Annotated in this window: 10 protein-coding genes, 7 tRNA genes and 1 pseudogene; 10 read left to right on the top strand and 8 right to left on the bottom strand. The window is 51.9% G+C overall.

All coding sequences use genetic code 11. The features are described from left to right. Positions 1–51: 51 nt before the first annotated feature. Positions 52–663 carry a riboflavin synthase gene (locus J9889_RS10440; RefSeq protein ID WP_039039091.1) on the bottom strand — a complete coding sequence of 204 codons (612 nt, stop codon included), beginning with the start codon at positions 661–663 and terminating at the stop codon, positions 52–54. A 133-nt stretch (positions 664–796) separates the two neighbouring features. On the opposite strand from J9889_RS10440, the gene J9889_RS10435 reads away from it, so the two are divergent. The 10 genes and pseudogenes from J9889_RS10435 to J9889_RS10390 all read left to right on the top strand — a co-directional run. Beyond that, positions 797–1,003 carry a YaeP family protein gene (locus tag J9889_RS10435; RefSeq protein WP_010674629.1) on the top strand — a complete coding sequence of 69 codons (207 nt, stop codon included), beginning with the start codon at positions 797–799 and terminating at the stop codon, positions 1,001–1,003. Between the two features lie 151 nt (positions 1,004–1,154). Beyond that, entirely contained in the window at positions 1,155–2,534 is a 1,380-nt protein-coding gene (locus J9889_RS10430; RefSeq protein WP_029314480.1) for an MATE family efflux transporter, read from the top strand. 194 nt (positions 2,535–2,728) lie between these two features. Then, positions 2,729–2,805: transfer RNA gene (locus tag J9889_RS10425), tRNA-Val, on the top strand. 11 nt (positions 2,806–2,816) lie between these two features. Next, positions 2,817–2,893, top strand: a tRNA-Val gene (locus J9889_RS10420). A gap of 17 nt (positions 2,894–2,910) precedes the next feature. Beyond that, positions 2,911–2,987: transfer RNA gene (locus J9889_RS10415), tRNA-Val, on the top strand. A gap of 121 nt (positions 2,988–3,108) precedes the next feature. Continuing rightward, positions 3,109–3,185: transfer RNA gene (locus J9889_RS10410), tRNA-Val, on the top strand. 39 nt (positions 3,186–3,224) lie between these two features. Then, positions 3,225–3,301 (top strand) — tRNA-Val (locus tag J9889_RS10405). A 28-nt stretch (positions 3,302–3,329) separates the two neighbouring features. After that, a tRNA-Val gene (locus J9889_RS10400) sits at positions 3,330–3,406 on the top strand. Positions 3,407–3,442: 36 nt separating this feature from the next. Continuing rightward, positions 3,443–3,519 (top strand) — tRNA-Val (locus J9889_RS10395). Positions 3,520–3,861: 342 nt separating this feature from the next. After that, a pseudogene (locus J9889_RS10390) lies at positions 3,862–4,230 on the top strand (transposase); the annotation flags it as partial. A 61-nt stretch (positions 4,231–4,291) separates the two neighbouring features. On the opposite strand, the gene brxL reads toward J9889_RS10390, so the two are convergent. The 7 genes from brxL to J9889_RS10355 all read right to left on the bottom strand — a co-directional run bounded on the left by brxL (position 4,292) and on the right by J9889_RS10355 (position 14,856). Next, positions 4,292–6,529 (bottom strand): protease Lon-related BREX system protein BrxL, encoded by a 2,238-nt coding sequence (gene brxL / locus J9889_RS10385; protein ID WP_223915730.1) that lies wholly within the window; start codon positions 6,527–6,529, stop codon positions 4,292–4,294. Positions 6,530–6,562: 33 nt separating this feature from the next. Further along, positions 6,563–9,169, bottom strand: a complete 2,607-nt coding sequence (pglZ, locus tag J9889_RS10380; RefSeq protein ID WP_210556633.1) for a BREX-1 system phosphatase PglZ type A — start codon at positions 9,167–9,169, stop codon at positions 6,563–6,565. A gap of 127 nt (positions 9,170–9,296) precedes the next feature. After that, entirely contained in the window at positions 9,297–10,079 is a 783-nt protein-coding gene (locus J9889_RS10375) for a hypothetical protein (RefSeq protein ID WP_210556632.1), read from the bottom strand. After that, positions 10,072–11,358, bottom strand: a complete 1,287-nt coding sequence (locus J9889_RS10370) for an AAA family ATPase (protein ID WP_210556631.1) — start codon at positions 11,356–11,358, stop codon at positions 10,072–10,074. The genes J9889_RS10375 and J9889_RS10370 overlap by 8 nt, the downstream gene beginning before the upstream one ends. A 115-nt stretch (positions 11,359–11,473) precedes the next feature. Further along, entirely contained in the window at positions 11,474–12,544 is a 1,071-nt protein-coding gene (locus J9889_RS10365; RefSeq protein ID WP_210556629.1) for a toll/interleukin-1 receptor domain-containing protein, read from the bottom strand. Positions 12,545–12,554: 10 nt separating this feature from the next. Further along, entirely contained in the window at positions 12,555–14,213 is a 1,659-nt protein-coding gene (locus J9889_RS10360; protein WP_210556627.1) for a hypothetical protein, read from the bottom strand. Between the two features lie 22 nt (positions 14,214–14,235). After that, on the bottom strand, positions 14,236–14,856 hold the full coding sequence (locus tag J9889_RS10355; protein WP_210556625.1) for a hypothetical protein: 621 nt from the start codon (positions 14,854–14,856) through the stop codon (positions 14,236–14,238). Positions 14,857–15,458 lie beyond the last annotated feature (602 nt).

The following is a 15,458-nucleotide window of genomic DNA, read 5'->3' as shown; positions in this document are numbered from 1 at the left end:
TTCCCGTGATGCCGCCCTCCTCTTCGAACCCTGGGGGCAGCGCTCAGGTGGTTACTGGCGCGCCGCCAGCACCCGCTCCACCGTGTCGACGATGGCCTGGGTCTGGGGGTCTATCTCGATGTTGGTCCGCCAGCCGGCCTTGACCCAGCCCAGGTTGGTCCGGGCCAGGGTCTCGGGGATCAGGTTGACGCAGAACTCGCTGGCGCGCACCTCGCCCACGGTGAGGCTGATGCCGTCGATGCCGATGTAGCCCTTGGTCAGCACGTACTTCATAAGCGCAGGATCGAGGCGATACCATACCTGGCGGTTGTTGGGGGTGTCGATGACCGAGGTCACCTCGGCCGTCCCCATGATATGGCCGGACATGGCATGGCCGCCAATCTCGTCCCCAAAGCGGGCGGCCCGCTCCACGTTGACCTTGTCACCCACCACCAGTTGCCCAAGGTTGGTGAGGCGCAGAGTCTCCTGCATCAGATCGAAGCTGACCAGATCCCCCTCCACCCGGGTGACGGTCAGGCAGCAGCCGTTGTGGGCCACCGAGGCCCCCAGGGCCAGCCCCTCGCCCCAGGCCGGGCTCGGCATGCGGATCACGTGGGTGCGAAAATTGGGCAGTGAATCGATGGCCACCAGTTCGGCGGTCCCTTGTACGATGCCGGTGAACATGAGTCTCTCCAGGCTGTGAAAATTGTCGGCAGGTTACCCCCGGCCACCTTGCAAGACAAGGGTGCCGGCTGACAAGGAGAAGCGCGATCGCTATAGTGACCCCAATCAATCCAGACTGAACGAGGAAACAAAAATGCAGGTATATCAATGCTGTGAAGCCATTCGCATCGCCTACAACCAGATTGGCTCCGGTGAGCAGGGTTATGTGCCCCAGGCCATTGCCGCCAGCATACGGGCGCTCAACGCCGTGGCCTCCGACGAGCGGGTACCGGCGGATCTGCGCGAGCAGGCGGCCTATGCCGCGGCCAATCTGCTGATCAGCGATCACGAAGACGCCTGATCCCGGCTACAAATCTGCCGCCGACCTTCCCCGTTGGCGGTTTTTCAGGCTAGAATGACACCCCCGCATCTTGTCTCCTCAGGACGAGGAGGCAAAAGCCCATCTCTCTTGCCCGCTCTTTCTCTTTTATCTGATCCACTCGGAGGTGTCAGTGCAACGTTATTGGTCCGAGGCGAAGCAGCTCGTTCGTCTAGCCAGCCCCATTCTGGTCGCCCAGGTGGCCCAGATCGCCATGAACTTCGTCGATACCGTGATGGCGGGACAGGTGAGCGCCGTGGATCTTGCCGCCGTGTCGGTGGCGTCCAGCTTCTGGTTGCCGATCATCTTGCTGGTGCAGGGCATCATCATGGCCCTCACCCCCATCGTTTCCCAGCTCAACGGCGCTCGCAAGCAGGACGAGGTGCGCCCCGCCGTGCACCAGGGCTTCTGGCTCGCCCTCATCGTCACGCCCATCGCCATGGTGGCACTCTACTTCAGCCCCCTGGCACTGCAGTTCATGGACGTGGATCCCGTCATGGCGGCCAAGACTGCCGGCTACCTGCACGCCATCCTGTGGGGCCTGCCCGCCTTCGTGATGTTCCAGGTGCTGCGCAACTTCAGTGAGGGGCTCTCCCACACCATGCCGACCATGGTGATCGGGTTCGTGGGGCTCGCGGTCAACATCCCCGCCAACTACATCTTCATTCACGGCCACTTCGGCATGCCGAAACTCGGCGGCGTCGGCTGCGGCGTAGCCACTGCCATCGTGCTCTGGGCCATGCTGCTGGCGATGATCGTCTATGTGAAGTGCTCTGCCCACTTCAAGCGCATCAACCTGTTCGCCCAGCTGGCACGCCCCAACGGCAGCCGGATCTGGCGCCTGTTTCGCCTAGGGTTTCCCATCGCCATGGCCATCTTCTGCGAGGTGACCCTGTTTACCGTGGTGGCCCTGATGCTGGCCCCCTTCGGTGCGGAGACGGTGGCGAGTCACCAGATTGCGCTCAACTTCTCCAGCCTGGTCTTCATGCTGCCCCTCTCCATCGGTGTCGGCGTGACCATCCGGGTCGGTCACAACATAGGGGAAGGTCAACCGGATCAGGCCAGGGTCGCCGCCCGCACCGGCCTGATGCTGGGCATGGGCGTCGCCGCCGCGACCGCCGCCCTCACCGTGCTGCTGCGCGACCCCATCGCGGGAATCTACACCGACGACCTGCAGGTGATCGGCCTCGCCGCCACCCTGCTCTTCTTCGCCGCCATCTACCAGATCTCCGATTCGGTACAGGTGGTGGCCGCGGCGGCCCTGCGCGGTTACAAGGATACCCAGGCCATCTTCTACGTCACCATCGTCGCCTATTGGGGGCTGGGTCTGCCCACCGGCATGATCCTGGGGCTGACCGACTGGGTGGTACCGCGCATGGGCCCGCAGGGCTTCTGGATAGGCTTCATCGTCGGTCTCACCTCCGCCGCCCTGATGCTGGGCGCGCGGCTGCGCGTCATCTACGGCCGCTTCGCCAGCCCCGCGGCCTGCACAGCCCTCTCCCGGGCGCAATAGGGCGCGGCCAGGGGCACGGGGAGCCGCACTTTTGGGGCGGCTCGCCTGTAAAATCAACAGGCTGCACAAGAACTGGGCAAACAGTCTCCTTTGTGCATGTCCCTTGTTGACAGCCTTGGGGGCCATGGGTAGTATGCCGACCACGCCAGCAGTGCTGGCGGGATAAAACGGGTTTTCAACCCGGTTTATGAAGTGGGTTTATAGCTCAGTTGGTTAGAGCACTACCTTGACATGGTAGGGGTCGTTGGTTCGAATCCAATTAAACCCACCACTTTTCGTGATGCGTCCTTAGCTCAGCTGGTTAGAGCACCACCTTGACATGGTGGGGGTCGGTGGTTCGAATCCACTAGGACGCACCATCACGAAACCCTGTTATGCGTCCTTAGCTCAGCTGGTTAGAGCATCACCTTGACATGGTGGGGGTCGGTGGTTCGAATCCACTAGGACGCACCATAATAGTTTGAATAAATTGCAGATATGAATTTGATGTGGGTTTATAGCTCAGTCGGTTAGAACAGTACTTTGACATGGCGTAGGCAATGTCGTTGGTTCGAATCCGGTTGAACACAGATGTGGGTTTATAGCTCAGTTGGTTAGAGCACTACCTTGACATGGTAGGGGTCGTTGGTTCGAATCCAATTAAACCCACCACTCCCCTGCAATGACACACAAAGTCGCTTTGCGCACCCTGCGTCCTTAGCTCAGCTGGTTAGAGCATCACCTTGACATGGTGGGGGTCGGTGGTTCGAGTCCACTAGGACGCACCATCTAAGTCATAAGTTTTACTTATGGTGTGCGCCCTTAGCTCAGCTGGTTAGAGCATCACCTTGACATGGTGGGGGTCGGTGGTTCGAGTCCACTAGGGCGCACCATTCTCATCTTGAGAACTTTCGATTTAACAAGCCCTTGCGTCCTTAGCTCAGCTGGTTAGAGCACCACCTTGACATGGTGGGGGTCGGTGGTTCGAGTCCACTAGGACGCACCAAATCCTAAAAAGCCTGCTCTATCGAGCGGGCTTTTTGCATTTTAAGGATTAGTTTTCCTTACCAGCATTAATGGGTCATTTGAGGCCCAAACAATCAGGCGTGCCCTAATACCACTGGCCCGTGCCCAAATTCTGTCTCAGACGCTGATAAGACGGTGCCTGCAATCGACGCCTATCGCTGAAGGCACACAGTTTTTACTCGGCATCAGAGACTATATGTATGGAGAGGGTATTCACCTGACAGTTGCCCACAACCCCCCCTACAGAATGTTCAAAAAAGGGCTGAAATTGATACCCAAAGAACAGAGCGCTAAAGTCGCGTAACAAGACACCGGTTTGAGGAAAGGCTCGCTGACTCGACAGGCGATGGAATACACGCTGGGGCAATGGCCCCATCTGGTGGGTTACTGCGTGCGGGGAGATCTGCACATCAGCAATATTCTGGCGGAGAACGCAATCCGCCCGTTCGCCGTGGGGCGCAAGGCCTGGTTGTTCGCCGACAGCGCGCAAGGCGCCAAGGCCAGCGCGACCTGCTACTCGTTGCTGGAGACAGCCAAAGCCAATGACCTTGAGCCCTCAGCGTATATCAACTATGTGCTGGCGCAGATCGGCGAGGCCGATAGCCTGGAAAAACTCGAAGCCCTGCTACCCTGGAACGTCCCGCTGGAGCCCATTGCAAAAAAAGTGGCGCAATACAACGAAGGCAAGTAGGTCGATTTAGCGGCGCTTACATACATGGCGTGAGAGCCACATCGGCAAACACATATTCTATTTAGTTCACTCCCAACGCCTTATACACGGCATCAACCGGATCGGCATAGAAGCTGATCTGGAACTTCGAGAAAATCTCTGCCGGAACGGTCGGAATATCAGACGCTGAAGCCATCGGCAACAGAACACGTTTGCCACCACAGTCCATGGCTAATTGCAGGCTACCCGCCAGGTCTTCCACAGGATTCACCACCCCGCCTAGCGTCATGTCCCCCAGAACAACCATCTGTTCTTGAACCGGTCGCCCGATCAGGATGGAACAAAACGCCACCAGGGCCGCCAGACTGGTTTTGGTGCTAGGTCCTGAGTTATGCAGTTCAACCACATGCAGGTGATATTCATGCTCCGAAAATTTGGCGGTGGCACTGATCCGGTTGAGATTACCCTTAAAGTAATCAAAGCCAACACGAATGGCCTCTTTTGCAGGAGTATTCGAGCCCAGTCCGGACGTCGAGTGTTTGCCATTGCCGGCCGTCATCTGGGTTTCAAAACGGTATAAGCCCTGTTGCCCAACGGCCCCCTTAGTCACCATATGGACCACGCCCGGTTTACCTAAACCCTCAGGTATCAGCTGTGAACCACCCTGCTCCGGTACATTGACAAAGAACTCTTCCAGACTCTCGTTATCGATATAACTAAAGTGCACATCGAAAAACTCCATGCCGCCAAGCTTCTTCAGTTGCTCCTTAATCCGGCGTCGTAATTCGAGGGCATAGGTCAGGCAGCGCCGCACGTCCTCTTTATCAAAGACACCGTGCGGATGCAGCAATTTCAAAAGCCCGGAAACGGTTCGCCGAACCGCTATGACATCACGCTGATTCAGGTTATTACCTAACTTAAAGAAGCGATCAATGGCATCAGAGAAACTGCGCTTACGCATCTCGCGCATGTACTCGGCGAGATAGTCTGTGATTAATCCATAGCTGTTGGTAAAAAACTCCGGCCGCATCTTGGGAATATCCCAACCCGGGATATAGGCATGAAAGCGGTCAAAGAACGCGGTATCAATCATGGCCTCTGGAAACGGCGCCAGCAGATGGCTGGTTTTCACCAGTGTCTCAACGCTCTGATTGATGTTGCCGACAAAGACCATAGAGGCTTTCGCTTCGATGGAGTCACGACCACGCGAGAAGGATCCTGACGCCATGTAATCCTTCATGATTTGGACCCCGTCCTTATCCTTGAAGGTGATGCCTGCGACCTCATCAAAGGCCACCACATCCCACATGCCGACCAGACCAACCTGACGCGAGCTCATGTTGTAAAACAGGTTCGCCACTGTGGTTTGCCCACCCGAGACCAGCAACGAGTTCGGAGAGCACTCCTTGTAGACATGGCTCTTACCCGTTCCCCGAGGGCCCAGCTCACAGACGTTGTAGTTGTTCTCAACGAACGGAATCATCCGGGTCAGCAGATGCCATTTAACCCGTTGCTTCAAATTAGTGGGCTCCATCCCGATGGAGCGCACCAGCACATCCAGCCACTGATCCGTATTGAAGTGGCCACGCGCGGCAAATAGCTCATCCATATCCATCGAGGGCATCTGGATAGGCTTAAGATTGGCCACTGAGAAAGGTGATATTTTCTGCCCCTCTTCATAGAAGTAATTGAGCGTGACGATGCACCAGATCCCGCCGGTCAGCAGTTTCTCGTTTTGCTTGACGATATTGGACGGGATGACGGCATCTTTGATCCCCAGATTGGAAAGCTGGGCCTCGTAGATATCCTTTTTCTGGTTGAGCTTAACGCCAACCTTATCAATGACCTTGAAGCTACCCCGCTCCCGGATCAGTGATTTGACCTTTTCTGCCTCGTCAGGACGAACATAGTTCTCGGCCAGTATTTTTTTGACGTTTTCCAGCCCCTGGCGGACGACATCATCATCATCCGAGGCGCAATACATCCCCAGCAAATATTCCAGAACATAGACGGGGACATTCGCCCCCTCTTTAAGCTGTTTGGTCAGGTCTTTACGAACCACTTTGCCTTTGAAGTGACGATTAAGGAGCGAATCCAAATCCTGCCCAGCCAACTGGCTCAGTTCATCCTCGAGAGCCAGAACGCCTGACTGCTCAACTGGATCAGGCATCGCTGTCGCCACAGGCTCTGGCTGCCATTGCACGCTCATATTCTGCACGACAACATTGTTGGTGATATGAGTCACAGACATAGCCGCAGAATCACCTGGCTCTTTGGCCAAGTACTCGCCCTCTTGTGGTTCCATACCTTCAATCGACATCTAGCCGCACCTCTTATCATTCAGCAATGCTGATCAAAAACCAAAATCGTCCTGGAACATTAAATCAATGGTGATCGGATACCGAGCCAGCTCAAGACCCTCTTCATCATCAAGGAGCACCAGCTGGTATTGCTCGGTACGCTTAAATTGCTGGCCAGTCAGCTTGATAACAACATCCTGCTGCCGTTGATCCAGACTCGCAGCGGCAGAGTCCAGCAGTAATTTTTCTACCGCTGAAACTGTCACCCCATCTTTATCTGCCACAAAGATCCGCAATGCCCGCGCCTTATGGCGTTCACCGACTGCGTCGGTCTGCAAGAAACGGATCTTGTCGATGGCATTGACCAGCTTGATCGCCGATTGGGCAGGCACAACACCGACTTTAACTTTCTCATTCTGCTGTTGCTTCTTGCCTCGTAGCTCCTGAACTTCCAGCACGGGAACGCAGATCTCCTGAAGCATGGCGCCACCATGAACGAAACGGGCACCACCAACAAAATGGAAGCGACTCACACCTCTGGGTAACCAGAACTCCATCCCAGAGTCCCCCTTCACCATATCCCGAACCTGGCCATGCCAGACATTCTCATTGTCGGGCAAGTTACGGCCCAGCAGATACCGCTTTTTGGCCTCTAAGGTTCCCGGTGGCTCAACCAGCAAAGATGACTTCACTCCATCTTCTGGAGAGCTGATTTGCGAGAGGAAACCATGGTCTGCAGTAATCACCACGCGAGTGGCACCAAAGCCATTGATCACCTTGGCCACTAAACTGTTCAGTTCGCTGATGGCTTGCCGTGCCGCCTTAAAGGTCTGTAATTCGGTCGCCGCCTTATCACCGATGGCATCGATCACGTCGTGATAGATATAAATGACGCGAGCCTCGCCCACCGCCTGGTTAGCCTCAGGTCGCGTCCAAGACAATAGCTGCTTGGCCGAAATTGCCAGCCCCCCCACCTTTGCCAGGATCGCACTTCGGTTATCAAGACCGGCACTACTCATGCCATCAACCAGTACAGTGCTGCCATTGGCCGAGAAATCAATCTGATCGTGGGGCAACAGAGCCGCCATCCCCAGTTGGGTATAACTGGGCAACACCGATAATTGACTCGTCAGCTGGGCCGAGAAGCGTTTGGCCTGATTGATCTCTGTCTGCAACTCATGCGCTATCTCATAACGCAGAGCATCGCTGATGATCACAAACTGGCGTTTGACGCCAGCCTGCATAAAACGGGCACGGATCACCGAGTCGTAGAAGCGCGACTGTTTAGGAACGCCGAGTTGCCAGTCTGCCAGTCTCTGCTCCTTACCCAGCAATCCATCCCAGGCAAGCCCGAGTTGATAGAGATACCAGTGCACATAGAGCTCTTCAATACGAGTTGACAGCGCGGCCAGCAGATCCACCGCCATTCCCTGCAACTGCTCCAGGGCCTCATTGAACAGGCGATAACAACGGTCAAACTGGAACAACTCGGTTTCATAGGCCTGATACATGGCTTTTGCAGAGTGATAGTGAAATCCATCCGGGAAAGCCCTGCGCATCTCAAACAACTCATAGGCCTGCGTCAACGCCATGTAGAGCGCATCGTACTTGCTGACCTTCTGACACCAGTAACCCTGGCGACGGCGTGATACAAGCGCCGCCCACTCAGCCGGATTCATCTTCACATCGCCCTCCAGCACATCGTTGGCTAAGCCACGGATCAAGCTCTGCTCAACCTGTTCGAAGGTAAAGACGTTCTGCAGCGCCACCGCGGCAAATGGCTCAAGACGGGGTGCCAGCTCAAGCTGCCGTGCTATCTCATCCGCTAACGTTGCATAGTTGGCATTGTGCCGCGAAGAGTCCCGCCACTGCCCCAACAAGGTCATCGCATTGGCTCGCCCTGTCGAGGTGCCCAATAACACACCCTGCATCCACTGGGGTTTATTTCCCTCCAGCATCTCGTAGCACTCACTGACCAGGATCCGGCGATACAGATCCCGGAACGACGGAAGATTGGGGCTTTCCACCTGATAGCCGAAATGCTGTGACATCAAGATCCAGAAGCTCGGCTGCAGCTCGTACTTATCCAGGGTATTGAGCGCATGCTCGCTTTCATCCTCGGATAACAGCCGGGCACCGAGCTCCATCATCAGTGACTGATAATCTGCGTTGCAAGCCAGCGCCACGCAGATCATTTTGAAATCCAGCGAAAGAGGATCCTCGACACCGCTGCGGCTATCGAGCTTTTTCTTCAGTGCCGAGGTTCGCTCCCGGCTTGCAAAAAAGCTTTTGCGTTTAGCCAGATGCTCACGCAACGCCATATTGGTGAGCCCCAGCTCGTTCAGGAGTATGGATGCGGCATCGGCATAGAAGACACCACTGTACCGCCGCATATCCAGCAGCCAATCCCGCGCCGCCAACGGCTCTTCACTGGGCCAGTAGAGTAAGAATGCAGTGTCCGGCTCCAACAACTCGATGCGGCGGCGGATCTCGAGTTGCGACTCGTGCTCCATATTGATGATGCATACCGGTTTGTCATCACGAGCAACACTCAAGTCAGCCAGTTGAGCCGTGAAGCTCTGCTCCGGATCATGCCAAAAGACGATTCGGCTCTGTTCAAACTTTTTGGTAAGCCCGGTATTGAGCTGGGTGATATCCATCCGTACATCCTAAAAAACGAGCTGGGAAACGCGTAATGCACACAGAAAACAGTCCGATTGTACCTGAGAAAACGCATAAATTTGTAGCGAATGAACACACCAAAGAAGGCTTCTGATTAATTCAGGGTCAATACCCACTGTCCCCTGATGAACCGACGCTCAGGTTGCTATCCATTCGCGCATCTTTGGCATACTTTTTAATCGCCACCGAGAACAGAGCACGGCATTCATCGCGCTTCTGCTTATTGCTGAACACAATCTTCTGCGAGCCAAATTTACCACTAACATTAATCGAAAAATATTTAATCTTGCGTTTAGCCCCAACCTGAAACATCTCATTATCGACGCGATAGATATCTGAGATAGAAACTGCTTTTCGTTGCCATGAATTGCGAAATTTTCTGAAAAACAAGTAATCAAATACTGAGTTCTCCATATCTTGCGCACAGAAGCTAACGCGACCTGACTTTCCAAATTCGAATATAACGGCTGGCTGGTGCACTCGCCAAACCCGGATGAAAGAAATGATGAATACAACTAAAACAAAAAGCGAAGGAATAGCCAGCAATTCAAGACCCAATGTAGGGAAATGCTCTTTTATCTGTATCCCAACGACATAAAAAACAACCGCGGCAAAAAATGACAATTCAAGTGCAATACTCCACGCCATATCCAATGCATAATTCACATCGTAGATAGCTTGCACACCCGCATGAGCATCATCCATATCATCTGATTGCATGGATGTATCTAAATCACGTTCTGGCCTCGCTGGCTGAGTAACTTTTGAAGTATCTCCACCGCATTGGGCCGATAACTTAGCGCATGCGGACTGTAATGTTTGCTCCCCGATCTGTTCGATCAGACTGGTTGTTATTTTAATCGAGCGTTGGAACAACTCATCACTCATAAACGACATCCTCAGCCATCAAAACAGAAAGCTGCTTTAGCGATGGTTTATCTACCTTCGATAAGCGATTTGCTTGTTGCTGCATGCTTCGCTCAAATAGCTGACGAACCACTCTAGCATTACCAAAATTAGTCTCTGCAGCACTGATGATCTGTTTCATACAGGCAAAGACTTTCAACAGCACGGCTTTATCAACAATCAATTTATTGTCTTGGCACATTTTATAAAAAACTTGGGTCAGGTCGCGAGCCGAATAATCCGCGAACAGCAACTCGCGAGAAAAACGAGAGCGCAAGCCAGGATTACTCTCGATAAATGTATGCATTTCCTCAGGATATCCAGCGACGATCACCACGATGTCGTCTCTATGATCTTCCATTAGCTTTAATAGAGTATCAACCGCCTCTTGTCCATAGTTATCATCACCATCATCTGAGCGAACCAAGGCATAGGCTTCATCAATGAATAATACCCCGCCCAGTGCCTTCTCAAATACAGCATGAACCTGTGAGGCCGTCTGACCAAGAAAACGGGCAACAAGACCTGCCCGATCGACTTCAACCACATGCCCTGTACGCAATAAACCGATCTCTTTATAAATAGCTCCAATCAGTCGAGCTACCGTCGTTTTGCCGGTTCCAGGGTTACCGACAAATGACAGATGTAATGAGAACGGAGGCGTCGGTAAGCCAGCAGCTTTTCTATGCATCAAATAGCGAGCCAGATTGGTCAGATTACGGACTTCCGCCTTTACTTCGGCCAAACCGATTAACTCATCGAGTTTCCCCTGAGGATCTGAGATATCATCGGCTAATACCAGCTTTGCCGGTATGTCCTCTTCGCGCTCTGTATCTTCATGTGAATCAAGATTTGGTGACTCATCGGCAATGCCTGATAAATGACTTCCATCTATGATCTCAGCTGGACACCCCATTCCTAATGCAACACGAATAGGCCTCAGTAATGACTCGATTCGTTGGATATCAGCCAACGAACGGTCTCCATCCCATGCGCAGGCTGTATTGAACAAAATATCCAAATACGGGTACATCTGTTGACCGGCTCCGGCCTCTATGCGCTCCGCCAGCAGAATAAAGGCTGGCGGAATCGCAGGTTCGAAACCAGAAGAATGGGCATCCGGTTTGGACAAGCGATCGATCAACTCAATGGTCAGATTCAGGCCCGTGACCTGGCTGATAAACTTCTTATCCGCCAGCTTGATTCGGTTTGGGCCGGTCATCATATAATCCAGAGCAGGCACCATCCAGGCCACTAGCATGGTCAATAACGATGGAGAGACGGGAGGCTCATTGTCGAGAGGCCGAACCATAGTATCTCTGCAACACAAAGACACCAGGTTCGTCATAGCCTGTTTAGCCTGAACGAGTATTTGATCACTCATCTTGGTAATTCACCCACTTTTCCATTTTTTCTATCAAAGCTGTTCTTCTACCAACAGAGTCACCAATCAAACAATCACATAGTTCCTTAATATCACCCTCTGACAGCTCAAGAGTTTTAAAAAGCACACCCAAATTACAAACAAACGGTTCATCAACAAGTGAAAAAAGAATATCAGCGCTAGACTTCCATGATTTCGGTTTGAAAAATGGAATGTTTGTTTCACATAGTGCCTTTAGCATAAACAGGTTATCTCTTGACTTAAACTTCTGTTCAAGGTAATGCTGCACTCTATAGTAACGCTCAAACTCTTCATCTTTGTCTTCTTTAATTAGAGGCACATCCATACCTCTAAGCCATAAGTCAATATTGTTGATTGTATTTTCGCGAATGCCTTTGTGCTCAACACCAAGATATTTGGTCATATTTTTAAGAGTCCAAGTATCAAGATCCTTGAGAAGATTTCCTGGCGTGGCGTTAGTGGAGTCAGAATCCGTCCACGACAGCTTTAAATGCTCCTTTAATAAATCTATTAATACAGGCTGAGGTAAAATATTACTTAATGAATCCATCAGAGATTGGATTAACTTGCCCTCACCTTTTTCATAAGAAAAATCAAGATACGCTTTCAATAAGAGATTATGCTTTGTTTCTAACCATGACATCAGCTTGTTCATATTGTTTTCAAAATTTTCATGATTGAACGCAATTGCATTAAGACTCTTGATAGCTCCCAACCCATTAGGTATAACGTCAGGAAAGCGATCAACGCCATTCACGAAAACCGGGATAATATTCTTTTTATACTGCAAGGCAAACTTTACTTCCGTTTGCACCCATTCAGAATCTAATGTACCTGGCGCCAGGATCAATAAGAAGTTTTTTGAGTTTTTTATATTTGACTGAATGCTTTTTTCATAATCACCACGAGATAATGTTTCAGCATCCATAAACGCACTAATTTCTCTAGATTTTAGTACCTCATAGAGCAATCTAGCGACAGTGGCTCCACCTTCTCGGCGATAGCTAATGAATACATCCAGCATATTGTTGTTTTTAGCCATGGCACATTCCTTATGCAATATTCACTTCAAACTGATTGGTTCTATTCATCTGCAACCAAGCCGCATTTTCATATAGAGCTTCCCAGCCTAAAGTCTTTAATAGCTCTTGGGCCATGGAATCATTACCTTGTGCGATCGCTCGCGAAATTTGTTGTTCTGCATACTTGAATATTGCGGCTGCGCGCTCATAGCGTGATACGTTTTCCTCAAATCCCATCTGGCTCATAAAGGCTTTAGCCAAGGCCGAGACGACAAAAGACATACCGGAGATCAACACCATGATATTCAGCGACAGACCATCCAACCCCAGCAAATCGGCCAGCAAGGTGACAAATGTCATCACAATGGCACAACCGAACGTCACCAATACCGCATTATTCCATTGGTTAATTTTTGCCAGATCTCTATTTTTTGCCTTATCGAAATATTTAGCCTGATCTGCAACCCATGCCTGCTTGACCCAAAACACATCGGATTGTGGCGATGGCTCGGTTACCATCACCAAATTTCGAATCGACTGAGAAATCCAATCCACATCCCCCAATCGATTGGTACGGTAATAATCAGATGCCACATGTTTTAGACCTGCGGCCCCCCAGAAAAATTGCACCCGTAACCCTTCAGCCAATACACGCCACTCAATAAATTGCTCTTCGCGTGGCATCTTTCCCTTAAAGAAGAAACGGAATGCACCCCAAGCAGCCATGGCCAATGCGATATGACCCGCCAGCCAGAGCCAACGCATATCGGGGCCGGAGTAAACCTGCTGACAAAAAATAGAAATCAGGGCCACCAGAGTAATCCAGCGAATTGATGATTCACGTTGCTTTTGTCGTTTGATCGCCAACGCATCGGCCGCAGCATATACATCCAGAAGGTGGGAGCAATTTTGCTTCAACGGTTCAGGGGCAGAGCCGGATAGTAACCACTCTTTGCTCTGCGCGAGCTGTTGCTCTGTAAGCTCAGTGGCAGCATGACGATTGAAATCATCCATCTCCTGCATCACAGGGTACGGATCTGTCGGTTGACTGCGCGTGCTCGCCCAGCTTGCTACCGACTTCAGTGTCACAATTGGATTTTCAAGTTGTGTGTGCTTTAGTCGTCGTGTCCAGAGATGTTCTACCGGTGTCTTCTCCGGAGCGGTTAACAATACATCATCGTTGACCTTAATCCCCTGCTCACTCATGCGTACAACATCGGCCGTACCGCCCGGTAATATGGCCATAGAGCCATCCGGTGTCGGCTGCTCATTGACACCGTCCCACAGGGCAACAATCAGCTGGCAATGGCGCACCAGAAACCGGGCCAGTTCGACATAGCCATCATCACGGACAGAAGGTGGTTGCTGATTGGCCTGAAGCACGGTTGCCTGAGCCAACAACTGTTGAAACTCTGCTTTGGACTCCTCAGAAACAAAATCCTCCAGATAGCTCGCAACGGGCAACGGCAGTACGGCAACCAGTTCCAGCCCGGCCTCCAATGCGGCATAGGCGGCGACTCGGTCCGCCCCTTCGGCTAACCCACTAAGCAACTTGATGGTGCTATTGGGATGCAGCGCTTTGAGCCTGCTGAAACGCTCATAGAGCGTTGACTGGAGCTGAGGCAGATCCTCAGTAGGTATGTCCCTGTGTCCAGAAACACCGATATGGATGGGAATAACAGGTTTCATTCTGACTCCTGAGGATAAAGCTTTACCTGGGAAAGACTTCCAGCATGACGTTGACCTCAACGTCATGATTGATCCAGGGGTTAATATATCGATAGCCGTAGCGGTTCGACTGAGGCCGACGGCTCAAAACTGCGTTCCAGCAACTGGCAACCGGTAGTTCATATGCCGGATCGAGCAGATAGATGAACTCATCACACAGCCCTATCGCTAGGGTCCAATGCCGCAGGCCATCGTTCTTGCGGGAAGTCACATCGACGATAACAGGGTGCTGATCAGCCAGGGCTTGGCTTAATTGAGACAAAACTGCAGACGGAGAGTCGGCATAGGTACGGGTAGCCAGATTGGGATAAATAGCAAACATCGCCTCGAGCTGCTCGATGGTGGTGCCTTGGCTCACCATGGGGTCATGCAAGCGTTCGATTTCACGAAACAATCGACCGATCCGGGTGCGATAGTCGAGTCGATTCATGGTGGGTAGCGTGCACGAGTCCAGCACATTCAGTGCCAGCAGAGCCATCACCACGCAGTAGGGGCCACATGCGCCATCCAGATCACCCTGGCGCAGATGAACTGCGTCACCATTAGCGTTGGTCAGGCAGCCATTGGCATCCAATCCCAATCCATCGATCAATTCGATATTCATCAAAGCAATCCTTGCTCACTGCACTAATACAATCCATGGATTGAACCAGGCGACCGACCAGATCCGGAATCGATCTAATCTGCCAACGCCGTTAATCCATTACAGAATTCAACCACACTCGGGCAATTAGGATGGGTCGCTGAGCGAGCCACATCAAATCCGTGGTGCTTGATGTACTGTTTAGCGAGGTAGAGTTCGTTCAGATTCACCTTGCCCCCCTTAGCTGTTCAGCCAACCATGGTGTCATTCATAAACCTGGCTCGACAGTGTAGCTAGCTCCAAGCCTGATGTCTCATCGCTATCTCACAGCTCGCCAGATGTATATCACCTTGTTGTTTTTATTGCTATTTCTGGATTTTTTTGACCGCATCCAACAGTGCGGCACCAAGACCATGATGCTCTAGATATGATTTTTTCTGAATACAATCAGGCAACGCCATCTTAGTGCTGGTTCCAGTCATGTACAGGATCTTTAGCTACAACCAATTGAAATAGATAGAAAAAAGGCTTCGTTTGTGATCTGATTTAATCGCAAAAAAAAACCGACACGCCCGAAGCCATGACTATTATCAATGCAACCCAGTACCTCAAGCAACTTCTTA

The sequence above is a fragment of the Aeromonas sp. PrichA-15 genome (genome assembly GCF_017939245.1).
Classification (GTDB): Bacteria; Pseudomonadota; Gammaproteobacteria; order Enterobacterales; family Aeromonadaceae; genus Aeromonas; species Aeromonas caviae.
Note: the sequence above shows the minus strand (reverse complement) of the source record. Positions and strands in the feature narration are given on the sequence as shown.